This window comes from Staphylospora marina (genome assembly GCF_003856495.1).
Lineage (GTDB): Bacteria > Bacillota > Bacilli > Thermoactinomycetales > Thermoactinomycetaceae > Staphylospora > Staphylospora marina.
Genome location: NZ_CP034118.1, coordinates 2,617,117 through 2,638,903 on the forward strand (window position 1 = coordinate 2,617,117; position 21,787 = coordinate 2,638,903).

A 21,787-nucleotide genomic window follows, 5' to 3' on the forward strand; every position below is an offset into this window, starting at 1 on the left:
GATAATGACTCACGTGGGTTCCGCCTTTCCCTGCAAGATCCGTGCTTTTGGGTCCGGCCGCCCGGAGGGAGGGGATTCCCGCCCCGGCAGACTGGACCGAAGATGCGCGGTCGACCGAAAATCGTACCAATTTTCAGTATTGGAAGGGAACAATGACCCCCGCCGGTGCCGGTTCAGGACCGGTGGGAGGAAGACGGGCCGGATTCCCGACGTTCAATCCCGGATCCAGGTAATGCCAAACGATCACATAGACCGCGAGCGTCCCCGGGGAGGCGGCATCGCCCCAAACATAATCCCAGCCCGCCACGGTGACGAGTCTCTCCCCTTTTTCCAGTTCATCCATGAATGAAGCCAGTTTTTCTCTCGGCACATCCGCGTCCAACTTGTACCAGGTGGCTTTGAGTGCCGGATCGGCGGGCACACCGAGCGCTTGGCGCCATTTTGTTTCGGCGGCCTCCTCCGCGGCGGACTCTTCCTCTCCCGACACGCGGAGAGGGAGCTTGGACGGATCCCCGATCCGTTCGACGGACCGGATCGTGACGCCGGCACGGGAAGCGGCCTCCTCAAACGCCACCACCACTTCGGGGCCGTTCCGGTTGACCGGAACCCGTTTGTCCCGCTCCTCCAGTTCCGCTCCGGACGGCGGAGAAGGCGGGATGTATGTCGCATCGGCATACGAGGCATACCGGCGCAAATTGGTTTGAAGCGAACGCTTTTCCTGCGCAAGAGATTCCAATTCCATCCAGACCGGTCGGATCACCGTGGCCAATATCGTCAACCAACCGGCCACTCCGACCAAGCCGAGAGCGATCAGAGTCCTTGAGGATCTCCACCGTCTTGTGACCGGGCGTCGGATGATCCTTCCCCTCCTTTCTCCGTGCGGACGGTGATGTGAAATCGGATCACCGTTTTCCCGGCCTGCTCCCCGGACAATTCGGGCGGCACGGTCGCGCAACCGGACCCGGCGCAATCAATCCATGCCTCTTCAATCCCGGATTGCTCATCCGCGAGCCGCTTCACAAATTCGGCCGCGCTGTGCATGTCCGGAAACAGTCCCGCCGCTTCCAGGCGGTTTCCCGCCCCGTTGAGATGAAACAAGCGGGCTCCCGCAGGCAATGCGGTTTCCGTCCATTCGATGATCTTTTTCCAGTCGGTCCGGGCGCTGTTGAGTTGATCCGTGACATCCCGGTACTTCCATTGGGAGCGGTGTTCCCGGTTCAGCCGTTCTTCGGCGTTCTTCCGATCCATGACCTTCTTGAACGTCTCCCTGGACCGGGCCGTTTCCGCGCGGACGACCGCCAACCGCTCGTCCATCCGATCCTTCATCAAAAAAAGCCCCAGAGCCCCCGCAGCCGACACAAGCAGCAAAAAAGTGAACCAAACGGCAAAATACCGCTCACCCGGCGGACGGGGAGGAAGAAAATTCACCTGAGCTCCTCCTCCTTCCCGTTGAGGGCCAGTCCCAAAGCAACCGAAAAGGATGCACCGACCCAACGCGACGCTTTTTCGCGCAGCCTTTCGCTCATGTACGGTTCCGCCGGCGGTGCCACGCTCACCGGGAGAGCGGCCGCACGCTTCAGGGCTTTTTCCAATTTGTACAGATCGATCCCTTCTCCGGAGAGGAACCATTCCGTTCCGCTGCGCGTCCAGGCATCCCGCTCCCACTCGTCGATGCCGCCCATCACGGCATCCAGCAACGAACGGCCGTAGGCCTCCACTTCTTCGCCTTCCCCGAGAATCGGGATCAGGGGATCCGGACGGGGACGATCCTCCTCTTTCCTGAAAGCGGCCATGTCCAGGGAAACGACGCGCACATCTTTGAGCACACCGTCCGTGAAGCGGCTGATTTCCACCTCCGACTTGCTGATCCCGAGAAACAGGGATCGCGGCGTGCGCACTCCCCGCGCCACATCCACCCAGCGATACAGGGCCAACGGGGCGAGATCCACTTTCACCGGATCCAGTCCGCAATACCGCAGGCAGGCCGTCAGGGATTCCACGTATTTTCGGGGAACCAGCGCCACCAGCAATTCCTGCGGGTCATCATCGAACCAGACCTCCCCGACCGGCTGGATGTCAAACAGAGGATCTTCGAACGGAAGGTCCAACAGGGGAAGAACATGTTCGGCAACAAACGCCCGATATTTGGACGGCTTCATTTCCGGCACCATCACCCGCTTCAGGACGACGTGCCTGCCGCTGATCGCCACATGAACCTTGCTCCCGCGAATGTTTCTCGCCATGAGAGCTTCCTGCACGCACTGGACAAACTCTTCTTTTTCAAACATGAACGGGCTTTTCATCCACACGGACGGAAACGGATGCGTCACCATCCGGTGCACTCTCAATTTCTTTCCCCGTTTCTTGACTCCCGCCAATTTGAACATGGAGGGGGAGATTTCGATGCCGATGACGGTTGACATGGTTCCAGACTCCTTCGCTCGAAATATCCTCCACCCCTGCATAATCAAAAGTATTTGATAGTTCGTACCTATATTTTATTTACCTTGCAACAATGCTTCAAACCTTCCCGAAAATATCGTACCTGAAATCCGTGGAAACGGACACCGTTGACACAAATTTGCCGGAAGACAAAACCGCCGGCTCCTGTTTATTTATTCGAAACTCCTCCGGGTTTTTTGCCCCTCTTTTTTCAAATCGGGCAAAACAAAAACCGGGGCGGGCTCATCCCGCCGCCGGTGATGTCCGTTGCCGCCGGTATTGCGTTTCCATTGACGTCCATCCGGCCTCTTTCACGAAAAACTCTTCCGCGGTTTCGAAAGGTTGGCCGATGATCAGCGCATCGGCATATCTCCCGATCCGTTCGCCGTCCGCGAGACGGTCCGCGGGAATCCAGTCCGTGCCGAACCGGGCTCCCAAGAGGGATCCGGCGATGGCGGCCACCGTATCCGTGTCAAATCCTTCCCGAATGATGGAAAGCAACACTTCGTTCGGCCCCATGTCGCTGCGGCAGGCCATGGCGAGCGCGTGAATCCCGCCGAGCAGCACGAAGCCCTGATTGGGATGGGCACGGATGAACCCTTCGGCCAAATGGGGGCGTGCCGAATCGGAAATCAAGCGGCGCACCTCTTCCGGTTCATCTCCGATCGCGGAGGCCAGCCCCCCGAGCGCATCGGACACCTGGCGGGAATCCGCGTTTTCCACGTTCCATCCGGCCTCTTTCCACTGCATGACCCGCTCTTCCGCTTTCCTCGCGAAGGATGACAGCAGGCCCGGCACTTCGGAAGGCGTTTTTCCCCCGATGAACAAGGAAACCGCCTCCGCCACAACGGCCGCAAACACGGCCGCTCGCTGGTCGGAATGGGTGGACAGGGAAGATTCCAACGCCACCGTCAACCTGGTTTCCGGGTCCGAAATCAGCGCCCCCAGGGGGCCCGTCCGCATCGCCGCCCCGATACCGGCCGAAGGGCTGCCGGATCTTCGGGCCTCTTCCCCTTTCGCCAACCGGTGCACCGCAGCGGTGAAATTGCGACCGACTCCCCGCCAGGCTTGCCGTTTCCATCCGTCCACGAGAAGTCGGGTCCATCGATCGAGGCTCCACCCTCCGGACAGAACCGTCAGCACCAATCCCATTGCCTGCTGGGTGTCATCGGAATGCAGCCCCGGCGGCCGCAACTTCTTTTTCCTCTTTTCCGGAATGCGTTCAAGCGGATACGTTTCGGGCAACCTGTCATAGGTCCCGTACGCTTCCCGAATTTCACGGTCGCGCCAACCTTCCACCGGGCAACCGAGAACGTCTCCCCAGGCCAGTCCGAGCAAGGCCCCCCGCTTTCTCTCTTCAATCAATGTTCTCACCTGCTTCAAAGATGTGATAACCCGAATGATACCACCTGTTCAATAATGGTACAATTTCAAATGGAACGGTTGTTCAGAACAGCCGAAGCGAAAAGGAGGCTTGCATCATGCGCACACTGGTGGTCGGAGCCGGTGCGGTGGGGGGATATTTCGGCGGTCGCCTGGCGGAAAAAGGCGCCGACGTCACATTCCTGGTCCGTCCGCGCAGGGCCGCGCAACTGCAGCGCGAAGGGCTGGTGATCCGCAGCCGTCACGGGGACGCGCTTCTGCGGGTGAAAACGGTCCTTTCCGACGAGATCCGCCAACCCTTTGATCTGGTCATCCTGTCTGTCAAGGCGTATCATCTCCCGGACGTCCGCGAATCCCTCGGTGCGGCCGTGGGAGAACGAACCGTCGTGTTGCCGCTGCTCAACGGAATCCGTCACATGGATTTGCTCAAGCAATGGTTCGGTCCGGAAAAAGTGCTCGGCGGACTCTGTTTCGTGGAAGCCACCCTGAACAAACACGGGCACGTCCTGCAATACAGCCCCAGGCATGAGCTGGTGTACGGGGAGACGGACGGTTCCGATTCTCCCCGGGTCCGCCGGATCCAGGCCCTGTTAGCCGGCGCGAACATGGAATCCCGCCTGAGCACGGAAATCATGAAGGACATGTGGATGAAATACGCGTTCATCGCCGGATTCAGCGGGATGACCTGCCTGATGCGCAGCCCGTTGGGGCCGATTCTCAAGGCGCCGGGAGGAAAGGAAACCTATCTTCGCCTGCTGGAGGAAATCCACGCCGTGGCCCGTCACCATGAGCCGTCACTTCCGGAAGACCTGGCCGCCACGATTCTCGCGCAAATGGAATCCCTCAACGAATCCATGAAATCTTCCATGCTTCGCGACATGGAGAAGGGATTGCCGGTGGAAGCGGACCATCTCCAGGGCAGCCTGCTCGAAATGGCCCCGCCCGGTACCGACCTCCCGCTGCTGAAGGCCGTCTACGCTTCGCTCAAGGCGTATGAACAGACCCGATGAACGGGCCGGGAACGGGGGAACAACCGGAACATCCCCGCCCGGGCGCCTGTATGCCCGGTCACCTGAAAGGGGCTGCCGTTTCGAACGGAACGGCAGCCCCTTTGTCGCACCTCATGCGGTTTCCGTCTAGTATCAATGAAGAACCCGTGAAGGTTCCAATTTCTTCTCAAAGGTCAGGAACTCCTCATCGCCGAAATCGGCGAGACGAATCGTTCCGCGTCGTTCATATCCTTGCGAATCGTATAGATTCACCGCCCGCTCATTCTTCATCATGGTGTCCAGGCGAATGCTGGTATACCCCTTTTGGCGCGCCATGCGTTCGATTTCCCGGAGCAGCCGCTTGGACAACCCGCGTCCCTGCCATCCGGGATGAACGCACAGCCGGTGAACGACGAGAGGCTCCCCCCGTTCATCTTTCCAGTCCACTTCGTCGTATTCGGGATCTTCGTGTTGATCCAGCACCACGGAAGCGGCCACCTGATTCCCGTCCATGAGCAGGTACATGTTTCCTTTGGCGATGTCTTTGCGAAGACGTTCGCGTGCGGGATACTCCTCGTTCCACTGTTCGATCCCCTGACGGTTCAATTTTCGGGTCGCCAGGCGATACATGTTCACGATTTCGTCCAACTGATCGGCTCGGGCTTTGACAAATTGCATCCGGTTTGCACGGTCCCCGCGCGTGATGCTCAACCGGGCGGGGAAACCGCCTCCCTCCCTTGCGAAAAATTGGATTCCGACATCCGGCGGGTTGTTTGTCCCCTTCCCTTATTCCGGGAAGACAAACCCCCGATGAAGCGGATGCGCTGTTCGTGTGCGTCGTTCTCAGCTTGCACCGTCTTTCTTCCGCTCATGCAAGCCTTTTCGGGAAAATGCCGGAAAACAAAAAAAAAACCGGTCCGCACGGCCGGAATAAAGATCCACCTTTCCCTTTTTTTCAACGCTCCCCGGTCATCGGCCGAACCCACCGTTTCACGGCATCAGAACGATCCCGATCGCCGACACCACGGCGATGAAGATGCCCAGTGCCATAAAAATGGCCACAAACCGGTATTTCCCAAAGTCGAGGTGCATGAACGTGATCAACTGCAAAACGACCTGGACGGCCGCGAGAGCGGTGATGGACCAGAACGTGGCTTCCGTTCCGAGTGTTCCTTCCAGCACGATCCAAAAAGAGATGGCGGTGAAGAGAATCATCCAGAAAAACGAAAAGACATATTTCCACGCACTTTCCGTTTGCGTCCGCACCTTCGGGGTCATCCGCGGTTCCGGTTTCGGTTCCATGCCCGTCCCTCCCGATTCCGTTCAAAAATCCGTCACTTTCTATTATACAGAATCATCAGACTTCTTTCAAAGAAAAAAACCGGCATGATGATGCCGGTTTGGGCCGGTGACGAAGCCTTGGGAAAGCGTCACTCAAACCCGGACATGTTCCTGCTTTCGGGCGAGCAGGGCCGCTTTCACGAATTCGCGGAACAGCGGCTGCGGACGGTTGGGTCTGGAGATGAATTCCGGATGGAACTGCGAAGCGACAAACCAGGGGTGATGCTTGTATTCAATGATTTCGACCAGCCTGCCGTCCGGAGACGTTCCGGAGAAGCGATAGCCCACGCTTTCCAGCTGTTTCCGGTATTCGTTGTTGAATTCATAGCGGTGGCGGTGACGTTCGTACACCAGATCGGTGCCGTACGCCTCATGGGCGAGGCTGCCGGTTTCCAGCTTGCAGGGATACAAACCGAGCCGCATCGTGCCGCCCATTTCCTCGATTTCTTTCTGTTCCGGCAAAAGGTCGATGATCGGATGCGCGGTGGTCGGATCGATCTCCGAGCTGTGCGCGTCTTTCAGCCCCAACAGGTTGCGCGCCCCTTCGACGCAAGCCATTTGCATGCCGAGGCAGATGCCCAAAAACGGAATCCGTTTCTCGCGCGCATACCGGGTGGCGATCAATTTCCCTTCAATGCCGCGGTCACCGAAACCGCCGGGAACCAAAATGCCGTCCACGTTCCCGAGCAGGTCTTCGACGTTTTCGTCGGTGACTTCTTCGGAATTGACCCATTTTACGTCGATCTCGGTGTCGGATTCAAAACCGGCATGCCGAAGCGCTTCCACCACGCTCATGTATGCGTCGGGCAACGCCACGTATTTTCCGACAATGGCGATGCGCGTGGTATGAGTCAGGTTTTTCACCTTTTCCACCAGCTTGACCCATTCGCCCATGTCGGCCGGTTTCACTTCGAGACCGAGATGCTTCACAACGATCTCATCCAGTCCTTCCGCCTGAAGCATCAACGGGACTTCGTACAGCGTCTCCGCGTCGCGCGCCTCAATCACGGCTTCGTAATCGATGTCGCAGAACAGGGCGATTTTGCGCTTGATCTCTTCAGACAGCGGATACTCGGTGCGGCAGACAATCACATTGGGCTGAATGCCGATGCTGCGCAGCTCTTTCACGCTGTGCTGCGTGGGCTTGGTTTTCAGTTCCCCGCTGGCCCGCATCATCGGAATCAGCGTGCAGTGAATGTAAATGACGTTGCCGCGGCCCACGTCGCTCTTGATCTGTCGGATGGCTTCCAGAAACGGCAAGCTCTCGATGTCGCCGACGGTGCCGCCGATCTCGGTGATCACGACGTCCGCTCCCGTTTCCTGGGCGGCCCGGAACACGCGATCCTTGATTTCGTTGGTAATGTGGGGAATCACCTGAACGGTGCCGCCGAGATAATCTCCGCGACGCTCTTTGTTGATCACCGCCGAGTAGATCTTCCCGGTGGTGACATTGCTGTTTCTGTTCAGATTGATGTCGATGAACCGCTCGTAATGGCCGAGGTCAAGGTCCGTCTCCGCTCCGTCATCCGTCACGAACACTTCCCCGTGCTGGTACGGACTCATCGTTCCCGGGTCCACGTTGATGTAAGGATCAAATTTTTGGATGGTGACTTTCAGTCCCCGATTTTTCAGAAGCCGGCCGAGTGCGGATGCGGTGATCCCCTTCCCCAGCGAAGAAGCCACGCCTCCGGTCACGAAAATGTATTTGGCCATCTCCAATCTTCCTCCTGTATCCATGATACCCAAAAACAGTTGCAAATAAGAAAAGAGCACCCCCGAATACAGGGGCGCTCCGTGTTTCCGTTCAAAACGAGCCCAAATAAAAGTCTATCCCAGACCTCACCGGTTGTCAAGGTTCAAAGGTCTTCGTCCTCTTCGTCCATTTCCAGCTTGTCATCTTCCATGTCATCTTCGAACGGCGGCTCGCTTTCCTCGTCCTCGTAGTCAAACGACTCGACGTCATCCAGATCGGATTCGGCGTCTCCTTCGAACTCTTCGTCGTCCTCGGAGTACGGATCAAACTCTTCATCTTCCGCCACGGAATCAAAGTCGTCATCTTCCTTGGTGTTGGCCGCCACGGCAAACGCGGCCACTTCCTCCATGGAATACCACTCTTTCAGGCCCCATTTGCGATCCTGATCGCGGACAAACCGGCCGTCAATGTTCAACTCGGTGAAAAGTTGCGCCACGTAACGCTCCACGTCTTCGTCGGAAAAGCCTTTCAATTTGGCCACTTCCTCCATGATGTCCGCGAAGCGCATGGCTTCCCCCTGATTTTTCAAAAGATCGTACGCCAGATCCACCATCGAGGTCTCGCGCATTTTTTCCATTACCAGGTCATTCAACGAGGGCCACATCCTTCCAAAGAGTCTCAGCCATTCGGCGTTCCGGCCGGCGGCGTCAAGCATCCGCTCCGGCCGGGCACCGAAAGGGGGTTCCGGAAAACGACCACCGGTCCGGGGCGGGGTCGTGCATCACGCCGGCGGATCATCCGAAACGAAAATGGCGTCGGAATCCGAATCTCCTTGCCGTTTCGTACAACTATTTTAACCAAAAACGGGGTCAAGTCAACTCGGCAATCCCAACATCCGGGAAAGGAATGACGAGACCAAAAAAAATGCCGACGGAAGCGTTCCCGTCGGCCCGGGCGGTTCCCGTGCGCTCTCGTTCGAACGCAGGCGCAAAGAGATCCCGTACCGGTTCCATGAAGTTTTTGACCATGCATTCACGTGAAGACAACATACGGCACCGCCTCGCGGCGGCTGTGGGATCCCGAGGCTGACGACAGGCGCTTGCGGACCCCTGTTTCCCGCCGGACCGCAGGCTCAAGGCAGGTCCGGCAGGCCTCCCGTTTCCGTGCAGGAGGATGGAGGAATCACTTCAGAAAGAAGGATTCGATGTCATCCAGCATTTTGTGAGCGGCCAGAATTCCGCCGGCCGTGTTCCAGATGGCGTCATCCACCTTGTGCGCTTTGCCGGCCTTCACGGCACCGAGGTTTTTCCAAAGCGGATCCGCCGTCCACTCTTGCTCGGTCTTCAAGCCGTTTCCTTCATTGTCCGGATCATAGGTCAGGTAAAAGATGATGTCCCCGTCCATGTCCGGAATGCGTTCCTTGGTGACTTCCTCGGCAAAGTCAGGTTTGTCCTGGGAAGGCGTGCGTTTGAAGCCCAGCTGATCCAGAATGATGCCGGAGAAGGAATCTTTCTGGTAAATGCGCGCGGAGCCGGGCATGAACCGAACGATGGAAACCTTGGTGTTCAGTTTGTCGCCCAATTTTCCTTTCAGCTCCTCGATGCGGGCGTCAAACTTCCCGATCAGATCCTTTCCTTCCTGTTCCTTGTTCAACGCCTTGGCATACAGCTCATAATTTTTCTTCCAATCCCCGCGCAGGGTTTCGGAGAAAACGGTCGGCGCGATTTGGCTCAGTTGGCTGTACCATTTTTCCTGACGCATCTTGTTTCCCAAAATCAGATCCGGCTTCAAAGCGGCAATGGCTTCCAGGTTGATGTCGCTTTCCGTCCCCACCACTTCGACGCCTTGCATCTGATCCTTGATGTGGGCGTACCACGGATCCCCGAGCCAGGACTTGACGGCCCCCACCGGCTTCACGCCGAGCGAAAGCACGGCTTCCGTTCCCTCATTGGTGAGAACGACCACCCGTTTCGGCGTTCCCTTGATCGGCGTGGATCCCATGGCGTGCTGAACGGTCAGGGACGAGTCCTGGCCGGACTCTGCGTTCGGCTGTTCGTCAGCCTTGCCGCAGGCGACCAACGACATCGCCACGACCGCACTCAGTGCAGCGACGCCCCAGCGTCTGAGCGTACCAAACATGACCATCAGAACCTCCTGCAACGATTACTTGATAATGAATTTCATTCGCAACCACTACCAGCATAAAACAGCGGAACCCCCGCTGTCAACGATTGATTGATAATGATAATCATTGACAGCATGAGGCCGGCCCTCCTACACTTGAATGAGAGAAATCATTTATATTGAAAGGATCGTTCCATGGGAGAATACTTCAAATCCAATCCGCGGAAGATGATCGGCCTCCTGATCGTCGCCGTGTTGATGGTGGCGTTGGCTGCGGCCGGCGTGATGCTCGGATACACCCGGATCCCGTGGCGGGAGGCCGTCGATGCACTGATCGGATACGACGGTTCCCGGGAACACATCGTGGTGCGCCATCAGCGGATTCCCCGCACGCTGGTGGGAATGGCGGTCGGCGCTTCCCTTGCCACGGCCGGTGCGGTGATGCAGGCGCTCACGCGAAATCCGCTCGCCTCGCCCGGACTGTTCGGCATCAATGCGGGAGCCGCATTTTTCATCGTCATCGCCGTCAGCTTCTTTTCCTTTTCTTCGCTTCAGGCGTTTTCGTGGATCGCCTTCTTCGGTGCGGCGGTGTCGGCCATCGCGGTGTTCGCCGCGGGCAGCCTGGGAAGGGAAGGCGCCACTCCGCTCAAATTGATATTGGCCGGCGCCGCCATGACCGCCATGTTTTCATCGCTGACCCAAGGTGTTCTGGTCGTCCATGAAAAAACCCTGGAGGAAGTCCTGTTCTGGCTGGTGGGCTCTGTGCAGGGGCGCAGTCTCGATCTGCTTTTGCCGGTGATTCCCTGGATGATTGCCGGCTGGATCGGGGCACTGCTGCTGGCAAAGCCGCTCAACCTGCTGATGCTCGGGGATGAGGTGGCCCAAAGCCTCGGCATGCGCACGGGACTGGTCAAAACGGCAGCGGTCGCGGTCGTGATCCTGCTGGCCGGCGGTTCCGTGGCGGTGGCCGGTCCGATCGGATTCGTCGGCATCATGGTTCCCCATCTGGCAAGAGCCCTCTTCGGCAACGATCATCGCTGGCTGCTTCCCGCTTGCATGGTGTTGGGGGCCTCGCTGCTGGTGGCGGCCGACATCGGCGCCCGGTTCATCATCATGCCGGAAGAGGTTCCGGTGGGCGTCATGACGGCCTTGGTGGGGGTTCCGTTCTTCATTGTCATCGCCCGGAGGAGTGTGAGCGCATGATGAAAAAATATCGCCCGTTGCGCACCCCGCTGTTTTCGGTGCTGGTGGACCGGAAAGCGGCATGGATCTCGCTTCTTTTGCTCCTCTCGGGAATCTTTCTGTTCATTCTGAGCGTCGGCACCGGAACGCTCTTTCTCACTCCGGCGGAAGTGGTGGCGGCATTGACCGGTACCGGTCCGGAACTCCATCAAACGGTGATCTTTTCTTTCCGCATGCCCCGGGTGCTGCTCGCCTTTCTCGCCGGAGCCGCCCTTGCCTGTTCGGGCGCGGTCCTGCAGGGGTTGGTTCGCAATCCGCTGGCCGCTCCCGACGTGCTGGGCATCACCGGAGGAGCGACAGTGGCCGCCGTGTCGTTTCTCGCCTTGTTTTCAGACGAGCGGGTCAACACGCTGACCGTCGATCTTCGGTTCCTTCCGGCCGCTGCGTGTCTGGGCGCGATTCTGGCAGGGCTTTTGACCGTCATCCTCGCATGGAAACGGGGAGTCCGCCCGTTTCGGCTGGTGCTGATCGGCGTGGGAGTGTCGGCGGCCGCACAGGCAATCACCACCACGATCATCCTGGGCGGCCCGCTTCATCTGGCGACGCAAGCCCACATCTGGATGGCAGGCAGCTTCAACGGCACGAACTGGTCCCATGTCGGCATTGCCGCACCGGTCATCCTCGTGTTGCTCGTCCTGCTCTTTCTCGGCGTCCGGAAACTCAATCTCCTGTCGTTCGGAGATGAGCTGGCCACCGGCGCCGGAATCCGGGTGGAACAAAGCCGAATCAGTCTGCTTCTTTTGTCCGCCCTGCTCGCCGGATCGGCCGTGGCTTTCGCCGGAAACATCGGATTCATCGGCCTGATGGCCCCGCACATGGCCCGGAAACTGTGCGGTTCGGCACACGGAGCGCTGCTGCCGGTCGCCGCTCTGCTCGGAGGAATCCTGGCTGCGGGCGCCGATCTGATCGGCCGTACGGCGTTCGCGCCGCTGGAGGTACCGGCCGGGATTTTCACTTCCGCTCTGGGTGCCCCCTATTTCCTGTGGCTTTTGTACCGGACTCGCAACCAGTAAAGGAGGAAACGCGGTGAATGCTCTGGAAACCCGGGCGCTCACCCTGTCATACGGTGAAAAGGCCGTCATTGACGGGTTGAATCTCGCCATCCCGAAAAACAAGATCACGGTGCTGATCGGTGCCAACGGCTCGGGAAAGTCGACGCTGCTGCGGTCGTTGGCGCGCATTTTGAAACCGGCCGGCGGAACGGTTCTGCTGGACGCCCAAGACATCTTCCGGCTGCCCACGCGGGAAGTGGCCAAAAAGCTGGCCATCCTGCCGCAGTCCCCGTCCGCTCCGGAAGGGCTCACCGTGCTCCAGTTGGTCAGACAAGGGCGGTATCCCCACCAGCAGCTGCTCCGGAGCTGGTCCGAAGCGGACGAGCGGGCGGTGAACCACGCCCTGCAGGCAACCGGAATGACCGAACTGGCCGAGCATCCCGTCGATTCCCTGTCCGGCGGACAGCGCCAGCGGGCATGGATCGCCATGACACTGGCCCAGGAAACGGAAACCATTTTGCTGGACGAGCCGACCACCTACCTGGACCTGTCCCATCAGATCGAAATTCTGGATCTTTTGCATGAACTGAACAGGGAGCAAAAGCGCACGATCGTGATGGTGCTCCACGACCTGAACCTGGCCTGCCGCTATGCCGATCACATCATCGCCGTCCACGGCGGAGGGGCCGTGGCGCAGGGGAGACCGGAAGATGTCATCACCGCCGATCTGATCCAGACCGTTTTCGGTCTCCGCTGCCGTATCATTGAAGACCCGGTCTGCGGCACGCCGCTGTGCCTGCCGTACAGCCGTGCCTTTCCTTCCCGGAAACAAGCCGGTTCATGAAACGGAATCCACGTGGAAAAAAGCCGACGGGGTTTCCCGTCGGCTTCACTTTTTTCAACCGCCCGCCGGATGCCGCTTCCCGCTTGTTTCGTTGCACAAGCAATGGCACGCACGGGAAGCGGCACCGGTTTCATGGCAGGTTGGTCAACGCTGCCGCGGGATCATTCCCGTCGGCAGCATTCGTTTTGCCGGTTGGATCAGGCGGTGCGGCGCAGTTTCAGCAGGGCCAGACCGCCGATGAGCAGAGCCAGGCCGGCTGCGGCACCCGTCGGATGCGTGGTGGCCGTTTTCGGCAGTTTGCCGCCTTTTTTGGCTTCATCCAGTTGTTTTTTGCCCTCTTCCGGGTTCAGAACCGGGGAATGGTCCTTGCCTTCGGACGGCTTTTTGACGCCGCCTTTGCCGGTCACTTCAAAGGGAATTTCGTCACCGAGGATCATGAACACGCCGTCCACATAACCTCCGAACATGACAACCCCCAAATATTCACCGGCTTTCTTCAGCTCAAACTCGTAAGACATGGCCATGTTCTTGGATCCTGTCACCTCAAGGGTTTTAACCACCTCTTCATAGGTTTCCGGATCGGCCACGCCGATGATCCAGTCGCCTTCCACGTTCTTGGCACCCTCGATCTTGCCGCTCAGCTTATGCTTACCGCCCACTGCCTCGTAGTCAACCTTGAATACCGGAACGTTGACTTCCAGCGTCTTGCTGCCGGTCACCTGTTTTCCATCCACCGTGCCGCTGAAGCTGACGGTCACGGTGAAGCGGTTGCCTTTCCCGAGTGAGATGTATGCAGGATCCTCTTTCCCTCCGAGGACTGCTCCCTTGAATTGATGCTTTTTGCCTCCCGTTTCCACGGTCCAGGTACCGTCCACTTTTTTGGCATCCTTGATGTGGCCGAACAGGGCGAGTTCATAGGTTCCCACTTCTTCATTGGGGAACAGGGCCGCATCCAGCACCAATTCCACTTGCTCTTTCTGCTCGGAGGAACCGTTGTTTTGATCATTCCCGCCCGGTTGGGAGCTGCCTTGGTTATTATTGACTTCCACGATCACTTGTTCTTTGAATTGATGATCCTGTCCGTCAATTTTGCCGACATACTCCACGTTGATCGGGTACTGCTTTCCAATCTCGGGTTGGAAAACATACGTTCTTTCCAAATCGGTGACTTCCGTATACTCAATCACTTTTTCGTTGTAAACGGAAAAGGTCCAGGTTCCTTTGGACTCTTTTGCGTTTTCCAGTGATGCGGTGACCACTGCCTTTTCGCCTTCCATCTTGTACCCCACTTTAAGCGCCGGGGCCTCTTCAGCATTTGCCGTCCCTGCAGGGAACCAGTTGGCAAAGCCGAGGGCCACCGCCAGCAGAGCGGATGCGAATCGCTTCATTCAAATCTCCCCTTTTATGTAAAAATATTGTTATCGGCGGCTCATTTATGAAATTCGAAACGAATCACGATTTTTGGCGCAGAAACACTTTGATTTTTGTGTACATTTCGTGAAAAACGAACGTTCCGGAACCGGTAGGCGTCAGAAGGAAGGAATGTCCTTCCCACTGTGTGGATTCGAAGATCGGACTGTTTTTCGAGCCAAAATGAGACCTGTTTCCCGTGGAAAAATGTGAAATCCGGCATGCCCGACCACTCTCATTGCACGTTCCATGGTGTGGTCTTCGCCGTCACCCCTGTTTCGGCTGCGGGGAACGTGCCCGATTGAGGATCCATCAGCAAATGTAAAAAGCCGACGGGGTTTCCCGTCGGCTTCACTTTTTTCAACCGCCCGCCGGATGCCGCTTCCCGCTTGTTTCGTTGCACAAGCAATGGCACGCACGGGAAGCGGCACCGGTTTCATGGCAGGTTGGTCAACGCTGCCGCGGGATCATTCCCGTCGGCAGCATTCGTTTTGCCGGTTGGATCAGGCGGTGCGGCGCAGTTTCAGCAGGGCCAGACCGCCGATGAGCAGAGCCAGGCCGGCTGCGGCACCCGTCGGATGCGTGGTGGCCGTTTTCGGCAGTTTGCCGCCTTTCACTTTATCTTTCAGTTCTTTTCCTTGTTCCGGATCCACTTTCACCGGATCTTTCCCCGGTTTCGGGGTCACGGACGGTTTTTCATTTCCGCCGTCGTCAGTACCTTCAACATCCAGTTCCATGGAATCCATGAAGAATGCTTCTTCACCGTCAACGACGCCTGCAAACATGATGAAAACTTCATACTTCCCGGCTTCGAACTTGCTGATGTCAAATTCGGCGGTGAAGCTGGTACCGTTGTAGTCTTCAGCTTCTTTTTCCGCCACCGGTTCCGCATTTTCATCTCCGGCCGGTCCGACCCCGATGTACCAGAAACCGGTTGCTTCTTTGGCATTCTTCAGTTCAGCGGTCACCTTGATGTTGCCGTTTTCCAGCTGTACCAGATCCGTCACCATATCCGCATCGCTTGCAGCGAAGGCAGTTCCCGGCAGCAGGGCCGCGGCGAAGACCAGGGCCATCGCAAGCAGTCCGGTTGCAAACCGCTTCATGCAGATCTCTCCTTTTATGTAATTATTTTGTTTATTAACCTTTTCATGAATAAAATCCGATGTATAAATCTGTTTTTTGGTCCAAAAATAAATAAAAATTTGTGTACATCTCGTGAATCCAGAAAAAGACAACATGATGACGTTTTCCTGTGTTTTCGATGCTACGAAAAAACCCTTTCCCCGGTATGGGGAAAGGGTTTTCTGATGATTTACATGTTGCGGCGGTATTGTCCGCCCACTTCGTACAATGCCCGGGTAATCTGGCCGAGGCTGGCGACGCGGACGGTGCGCATCAGTTCGGCGAAAATGTTGCCGCCCGAACGAGCCACCTGTTTCAGGCGCTCGAGGGCAACGGGGGCTTCGTTCTTGTGTCTCTCCTGGAATTCCCGCAGGTTGCGAAGCTGCGTTTCCTTTTCTTCAGGAGTGGCGCGGGTGAGCTCGATCTCGTAATCTTCCGGCGGGTTCGGGTTTTCAAAGGTGTTGACCCCGATGATCGGCAGCTCTCCGGAATGTTTCTTCATCTCGTAGTAGAGAGACTCTTCCTGGATCTTGCCGCGCTGGTACATCAGTTCCATCGCGCCGAGCACGCCGCCGCGGTCACTGAGCCGTTCGAATTCCTGCAACACGGCTTCTTCGACCAGGTCGGTCAGTTCGTCGATGATGAAGGAACCCTGAAGCGGGTTTTCGTTTTTGGCCAAGCCCAGTTCCTTGGTGATGATCAGCTGGATGGCCATCGCCCGGCGCACCGATTCTTCGGTCGGGGTGGTGATGGCTTCGTCGTAGGCGTTGGTGTGCAGCGAGTTGCACTGGTCATAGATGGCCATCAGCGCCTGCAGGGTGGTCCGGATGTCGTTGAAATCAATCTCCTGGGCGTGCAGGGACCGTCCCGACGTCTGGATGTGGTACTTGAGTTTCTGGCTGCGTTCATTGGCCCCGTACTTGTGCTTCATGACCACCGACCAGATTCGGCGTGCCACGCGGCCGATCACCGAGTATTCGGCGTCCAGGCCGTTGCTGAAGAAGAAGGACAGGTTGGGCGCGAAATCGTCGATCTTCATGCCGCGGCTGAGATAATACTCCACATAGGTGAAGGCGTTGGCCAGGGTGAAGGCCAGCTGGGTGATCGGGTTGGCCCCCGCCTCGGCGATGTGATAGCCGCTGATGCTGACGGAATAGTAGTTGCGCACTTTGTTTTCAATGAAGTACTCCTGGATGTCCCCCATCATCTTCAGCGCGAACTCGGTGGAGAAGATGCAGGTGTTTTGTCCCTGATCCTCTTTCAGGATGTCGGCCTGCACGGTGCCGCGCACGGTCTGCAGCGTGCGTTTGCGGATCTCTTCCGCCTCTTCCAAAGTCGCGTCACGACCGTGCTCTTCGCGGAATTTCTCCAACTGCTGGTCGATGGCGGTGTTGAAATACATCGCCAGGATGATGGGGGCCGGTCCGTTGATGGTCATCGACACGCTGGTGTTGGGCGCGCACAGGTCAAACCCGGCATACAGCTTTTTCATGTCGTCCAGCGTGCAGATGCTGACCCCCGACTCACCCACTTTGCCGTAAATGTCCGGTCGTTCGTCCGGATCTTCCCCGTACAGGGTGACGCTGTCGAAAGCGGTGGACAGGCGTTTGGCCGAATCGTTCCTGGACAGGTAATGGAATCGCTTGTTGGTCCGTTCCGGGGTTCCCTCTCCGGCAAACTGGCGCTTCGGATCTTCGTCCGTCCGCTTCAGCGGGAAGACTCCCGCGGTGAACGGGAAGCGTCCGGGAAGGTTTTCCTTGTGCAGCCAGCGCAGCAGCTCTCCCCAGTCGCGGAACTTGGGCAGTGCCACCTTGGGAACCTTGGTGCCGGCCAGCGTCTCGGTGAAGAGCGGAGAGCGGATTTCCCGGTCGCGCACCTTGGTCACCAGTTCCGGCTGACGGTACATTTCCGCGATGTTCGGCCATTCATCAAGCAGCTTCCGGTTTTCCGGAGTGAGGCGCTCCTCGATCTCGCGGATTTTGGCTTTCAGCCGTTCGCGGAGTCCGTCGGCGTCTTTTTCCCCGCTCAGCAGTTCTTCCGTCCCTTTCAGTTGATACAGGCGGGAGGCCAGCTCGCTTTGCTGCTTCGAATCTTCGTGATACTTGCGGACGGTCTGGGCGATTTCCCGCAGGTAATACGTCCGCTCCGGCGGAATGATGTGGCGCACCTCCGGTTTTTGCCCCTTCACTTCCAACTTGGATTCCCAGTCGGTGCCCGTCTTTTTGTTGATGGTGTCGATCAGGGCCCGGTAGAAGAGGTTGGTGCCGGGGTCGTTGAACCGGCTGGCCATGGTGCCGTAGACGGGAATGTCCTCATCCGGCTCGTGGAACAGATTGTGGTTGCGCCGGTATTGTTTTTTCACGTCCCGCAGGGCATCTTCGGACCCTTTGCGGTCGAATTTGTTGATCGCCACCAAATCGGCGAAATCCAGCATTTCGATCTTTTCCAGCTGGGACGGGGCCCCGTATTCGGAAGTCATGACGTATACGGCCACGTCGCTGACGCCGACGATGTCGGAGTTGCCCTGCCCGATGCCGCTCGTCTCCACGATCACCAGGTCATGGCCGGTCCGTTTGGCGATCTCGATCGTTTCCCGGATGCCGCCGGACAATTCGGAGCGGGTGCGGCGGGTGGCCAGCGAACGCATGTACACGTTCGGGTGATTCACCGAGTTCATGCGAATCCGGTCCCCCAGCAGTGCTCCGCCCGATTTTTGTTTCGACGGATCGACCGACAGTACGGCCACCCGCTTGTCCGGAAAATCATTGACGAAGCGACGCACCAGTTCATCGGTGAGCGAGCTCTTGCCCGCGCCGCCCGTGCCGGTGATGCCGACGACGGGAATCACCTTTTCGACTCCGGAGGACCGTTTCAATTCCTCCAGCACCGTGGAAGCCGTCTCTTTCAGGCTTTCCTGTTCGGCCGCCTCTTCCACCAGCGTGATCAGACGGGCGATCGCTTGCTTGTCGCCGGACAGGGCACGCGCCGGCTCATCGGTGATTCCGCGAACGACGGAGAAGTCGGTTTCCCGGATCATGTGATTGATGATCCCCTGGAGCCCCATCTCCCGTCCGTCCTGCGGAGAGAAGATCTTGGCCACGCCGTACGCTTCCAGTTCGCGAATCTCCCGGGGAACGATCACACCGCCGCCTCCGCCGAACACCTTGATGTGGGAAGCTCCGCGCTCCCGCAGGAGATCGATCATATACTTGAAAAATTCCATGTGACCGCCCTGATAGGAAGAGACGGCGATGCCCTGTACGTCCTCCTGAATGGCGGCCTTGACGATTTCATCGACGGACCGGTTGTGACCGAGGTGGATCACTTCGACGCCCGACGCCTGAAGCAAGCGCCGGAACAGGTTGATGGAGGCGTCGTGTCCGTCAAAGAGCGACGCCGCCGTCACAAACCGGATGTTATGTTTCGGTTTGATCGCTTCCGTTTCCATTCCGCTTCCCTCCTGCCGTGAATTCTCCCAGCAAAAGCTGCATCTGTTTGTCCGTGAACGTGTCCAGGTCGTAGTGGCGCCCCAGCGACCAGTGCCGGAAGGTCCACATTTGACCCATGACCATGATGTTGTGGGCCATCAGTTTGATGGACGAGGGGTCGACACGGATCGTGCCGTCGCGCTCTCCTTTTTCGAGAATCCGCTCAAAGATGCCGGTGATCTCTTCCTCTTTGGAAAGCACGTATTTCATCTGCTCCTTCGGCAGCGACTTGGTTTCCTGATAAATGAGGAGCACGAGCTGCCGCATCTCATCCATCACACGGAACAGCTGCCGGAGCGATTTGCGAAGGGATTCGATGCCGGAATCCTTTTCCGACACCGCTTCCTTCAATCGCGACTCCAGTTCGGAGTGAATGTGTTCGCACACCAGGTAGAGAACGTCTTCCTTGCTTTGAATGTATTCATACATCGTGCCGATCGACAGACCGCATTCCCGGGCAATTTCACGCGTGGTCGTCCGGTGGAACCCCTTTTCCACGAACAGCCGGACGGCCCCGTCAATGATTTGCCGCCTTCGTTGCTGAATGAGTCTCCGGTCCTTGATCATCGAGGGAATCAGCTTCTCTTTGTCCACCCGGAGCGTCACCTCCCGCTCTGCCCGCGCAGAGTCCGTTTCATCCACTCCACGGCCACTTCACCGGGCTTTTTCAGACGCCTCGCCACGCTTTGCAAATCTTCCTGAAACTTCGGGTCCGCCCAGATTTCCTCCAGTCGCTTGCGGAACTCTTCTTCCATCCGCTGCCTCACTTCGTTCTCCAGCCGGAGGCGGCGACGCCGGTCCCACTCTCCGGAAGCAACCTGAAACTCCCGGTGCTCCTCCAGCTTTTCATACCAGTCGGAAATCCCTTCATCCCGGGTGGCCACCGTTTCAATGATGGGCGGCCTCCAGTCGGCATCGTGTTTGGACAGATCCAATAAATCTTCGATCTCCGCCCGGAGCCGTTTCGTTCCCGGCAAATCCGCCTTGTTGATCACGAACAGGTCGGCGATCTCCATGATGCCGGCCTTGAACACCTGCACCACGTCGCCGGCCGTCGGATTGAGCACCAGCACCACGGTGTCGGCCAGATGCATGATGTCCAGTTCCGCCTGGCCCACGCCCACCGTCTCGATGAGGATCACGTCATAGCCCGCCGCATCCAGCACCATCACGGCTTCCCGGGCCGCGCCGGACAATCCGCCCAGATGCCCCCGACTGCCCATGCTGCGAATGAACACCCCGGGATCCAGGGCGTGGCCGGTCATGCGCACCCGGTCTCCGAGGATGGCCCCGCCGGTGAACGGGCTGGTCGGATCGACGGCGATCACGCCGACCGTTTTCCCCCGCTTCCGCAGCTCACGGATGAGGGCGTCCAGCAAGGTGCTTTTGCCCGCACCGGGAGGACCGGTCACCCCGATGAGATGGGCGCGACCGGTGTGCGGAACCAGTGCTTCCAGGATCTCTTCCCGGGCCGGATCGCCGTTTTCGATGCGGCTGATGAGCCGGGCAATCTGCCGCTTGTCTCCCTGTTTCACCGATTCGGGCATTGCAAACTCCCCCCGGCTTCGGGCTTAGTCCTTCAACAGATAGTTGGCAATGACGACCCGCTGAATTTCGTTGGTGCCCTCGTAAATCTGGGTGATCTTGGCGTCGCGCATCATCCGTTCCACCGGATATTCGCGGGTGTAGCCGTATCCGCCGAAGATCTGCACCGCTTCGGTCGTCACTTTCATCGCCGTGTCTCCGGCGAACAGTTTGGCCATGGCGGACGCCTTGCCGTAGGGCAGGCCTTCACTCTCCAGCCAGGCGGCCTGATAGGTGAGCAGGCGGGCCGCTTCGATTTCGGTGGCCATGTCGGCAAGCTTGAACTGGATGGCTTGCAATTTGGCGATTTCCTTGCCGAACTGTTTCCGCTCTTTGGCGTAGGCAAGTGCCGCGTCAAACGCCCCCTGGGCGATCCCGACGGCTTGGGCGGCAATGCCGTTGCGACCGCCGTCCAGCGTCATCATGGCGATTTTGAAGCCTTCTCCCTCTTCACCCAAACGCTGAGAAACCGGAATGCGGCATTCTTCGAAAATGATCTCCGTCGTGGGGGACGAACGGATGCCCAGCTTTTTCTCTTTCTTGCCGATGCTGAAGCCGGGCGTGCCCTTCTCCACGATGAACGCAGTGATCCCTTTGTGGCGTTTCTCCGGATCGGTCACGGCGAACACCACGTAAATTTCCGCATCGCCTCCGTTGGTGATGAAAATCTTGTTGCCGTTGAGTACGTATTCATCGCCTTCGCGGCGGGCGGTGGTTTTCATGCCCGCGGCGTCCGAACCGGACCCGGGTTCCGTCAGACCGAACGCTCCGAGCTTCTTCCCTTCGGCCAGCGGCTTGAGGTATTTCAATTTCTGCTCGTGGGTGCCGAACTTGTAAATCGGCCAGCTCGCCAGCGACAGATGGGCGGACAGGGTGACCCCGGTGGAGGCGCAGACGCGGGACAGCTCTTCCACGGCGATGACGTAGCTCAGATAATCGGCGCCCGCTCCGCCGTATTCTTCCGGGAACGGGATCCCGGTCAGCCCCAGTTCGCCCATCATGTCGAAGATGGAACGGTCAAACTCTTCCTTCTCGTCGCGTTCCGCCGCGGTGGGCGCCACCACGTCTTCGGCGAACTGGCGCACCATTTTGCGCATCATTTCATGTTCTTCGCTCAATTTGAACTGCATGGC

Annotated in this window: 19 protein-coding genes; 4 read left to right on the top strand and 15 right to left on the bottom strand. The window is 58.2% G+C overall.

Going from position 1 to position 21,787, the window contains the following annotated elements; translation table 11 throughout:
* Window positions 1-133: 133 nt before the first annotated feature.
* The 4 genes from EG886_RS12875 to EG886_RS12890 form a co-directional block, all read right to left on the bottom strand.
* Window positions 134-778: a hypothetical protein gene (locus tag EG886_RS12875; RefSeq protein ID WP_124728519.1), complete on the bottom strand. Its 645-nt coding sequence runs from the start codon at window positions 776-778 to the stop codon at window positions 134-136.
* A gap of 32 nt (window positions 779-810) precedes the next feature.
* Window positions 811-1,428, bottom strand: coding sequence for a PilN domain-containing protein (locus EG886_RS12880; protein ID WP_124728520.1), 618 nt, complete (start codon window positions 1,426-1,428; stop codon window positions 811-813).
* Window positions 1,425-2,423 (bottom strand): type IV pilus biogenesis protein PilM, encoded by a 999-nt coding sequence (gene pilM, locus EG886_RS12885; protein ID WP_164491847.1) that lies wholly within the window; start codon window positions 2,421-2,423, stop codon window positions 1,425-1,427. The genes EG886_RS12880 and pilM overlap by 4 nt, the downstream gene beginning before the upstream one ends.
* A gap of 262 nt (window positions 2,424-2,685) precedes the next feature.
* Window positions 2,686-3,807, bottom strand: a complete 1,122-nt coding sequence (locus tag EG886_RS12890) for an ADP-ribosylglycohydrolase family protein (RefSeq protein ID WP_164491848.1) — start codon at window positions 3,805-3,807, stop codon at window positions 2,686-2,688.
* Window positions 3,808-3,923: 116 nt separating this feature from the next.
* Here EG886_RS12890 and EG886_RS12895 point away from each other — a divergent pair, with 116 nt between their 5' ends.
* Window positions 3,924-4,835, top strand: a complete 912-nt coding sequence (locus EG886_RS12895; RefSeq protein ID WP_124728523.1) for a ketopantoate reductase family protein — start codon at window positions 3,924-3,926, stop codon at window positions 4,833-4,835.
* Between the two features lie 132 nt (window positions 4,836-4,967).
* On the opposite strand, the gene EG886_RS12900 is transcribed toward EG886_RS12895, so the two are convergent.
* The 5 genes from EG886_RS12900 to EG886_RS12920 all read right to left on the bottom strand — a co-directional run bounded on the left by EG886_RS12900 (window position 4,968) and on the right by EG886_RS12920 (window position 9,987).
* Entirely contained in the window at window positions 4,968-5,492 is a 525-nt protein-coding gene (locus EG886_RS12900) for a GNAT family N-acetyltransferase (protein WP_124728524.1), read from the bottom strand.
* Window positions 5,493-5,804: 312 nt separating this feature from the next.
* Complete coding sequence (locus EG886_RS12905) at window positions 5,805-6,116, bottom strand: cytochrome C oxidase subunit IV family protein (RefSeq protein ID WP_124728525.1); 312 nt, start codon at window positions 6,114-6,116, stop codon at window positions 5,805-5,807.
* Between the two features lie 132 nt (window positions 6,117-6,248).
* Complete coding sequence (locus EG886_RS12910; protein ID WP_124728526.1) at window positions 6,249-7,868, bottom strand: CTP synthase; 1,620 nt, start codon at window positions 7,866-7,868, stop codon at window positions 6,249-6,251.
* 143 nt (window positions 7,869-8,011) lie between these two features.
* Complete coding sequence (rpoE, locus tag EG886_RS12915) at window positions 8,012-8,500, bottom strand: DNA-directed RNA polymerase subunit delta (protein WP_164491849.1); 489 nt, start codon at window positions 8,498-8,500, stop codon at window positions 8,012-8,014.
* Window positions 8,501-9,030: 530 nt separating this feature from the next.
* Entirely contained in the window at window positions 9,031-9,987 is a 957-nt protein-coding gene (locus EG886_RS12920; protein WP_124728790.1) for an ABC transporter substrate-binding protein, read from the bottom strand.
* A 180-nt stretch (window positions 9,988-10,167) separates the two neighbouring features.
* Between EG886_RS12920 and EG886_RS12925 the strand changes: the two genes are divergently transcribed.
* From EG886_RS12925 to EG886_RS12935, 3 genes are read left to right on the top strand one after another with little or no spacing between them, the layout of a single operon-like run.
* Window positions 10,168-11,175, top strand: a complete 1,008-nt coding sequence (locus tag EG886_RS12925) for a FecCD family ABC transporter permease (protein ID WP_124728528.1) — start codon at window positions 10,168-10,170, stop codon at window positions 11,173-11,175.
* Window positions 11,175-12,227, top strand: a complete 1,053-nt coding sequence (locus EG886_RS12930; protein WP_124728791.1) for a FecCD family ABC transporter permease — start codon at window positions 11,175-11,177, stop codon at window positions 12,225-12,227. The genes EG886_RS12925 and EG886_RS12930 overlap by 1 nt, the downstream gene beginning before the upstream one ends.
* A 13-nt stretch (window positions 12,228-12,240) precedes the next feature.
* Window positions 12,241-13,050, top strand: coding sequence for an ABC transporter ATP-binding protein (locus EG886_RS12935; protein ID WP_124728529.1), 810 nt, complete (start codon window positions 12,241-12,243; stop codon window positions 13,048-13,050).
* Between the two features lie 197 nt (window positions 13,051-13,247).
* Here EG886_RS12935 and EG886_RS12940 read toward each other — a convergent pair whose 3' ends face one another.
* From EG886_RS12940 to EG886_RS12965, 6 genes are all read right to left on the bottom strand, one after another.
* Window positions 13,248-14,438 carry a hypothetical protein gene (locus EG886_RS12940; RefSeq protein WP_124728530.1) on the bottom strand — a complete coding sequence of 397 codons (1,191 nt, stop codon included), beginning with the start codon at window positions 14,436-14,438 and terminating at the stop codon, window positions 13,248-13,250.
* Window positions 14,439-14,963: 525 nt separating this feature from the next.
* On the bottom strand, window positions 14,964-15,698 hold the full coding sequence (locus EG886_RS12945; RefSeq protein WP_124728531.1) for an LPXTG cell wall anchor domain-containing protein: 735 nt from the start codon (window positions 15,696-15,698) through the stop codon (window positions 14,964-14,966).
* A 74-nt stretch (window positions 15,699-15,772) separates the two neighbouring features.
* On the bottom strand, window positions 15,773-19,030 hold the full coding sequence (icmF, locus tag EG886_RS12950; RefSeq protein WP_124728532.1) for a fused isobutyryl-CoA mutase/GTPase IcmF: 3,258 nt from the start codon (window positions 19,028-19,030) through the stop codon (window positions 15,773-15,775).
* Window positions 18,999-19,637 carry a TetR/AcrR family transcriptional regulator gene (locus EG886_RS12955; protein WP_124728792.1) on the bottom strand — a complete coding sequence of 213 codons (639 nt, stop codon included), beginning with the start codon at window positions 19,635-19,637 and terminating at the stop codon, window positions 18,999-19,001. Before EG886_RS12955 ends, icmF begins: the two co-directional genes overlap by 32 nt.
* Before the next feature lie 35 nt (window positions 19,638-19,672).
* Window positions 19,673-20,617 (bottom strand): methylmalonyl Co-A mutase-associated GTPase MeaB, encoded by a 945-nt coding sequence (gene meaB / locus EG886_RS12960; protein ID WP_124728533.1) that lies wholly within the window; start codon window positions 20,615-20,617, stop codon window positions 19,673-19,675.
* A gap of 24 nt (window positions 20,618-20,641) precedes the next feature.
* Window positions 20,642-21,784, bottom strand: coding sequence for an acyl-CoA dehydrogenase (locus EG886_RS12965; RefSeq protein ID WP_124728534.1), 1,143 nt, complete (start codon window positions 21,782-21,784; stop codon window positions 20,642-20,644).
* Between the last annotated feature and the right edge of the window lie 3 nt (window positions 21,785-21,787).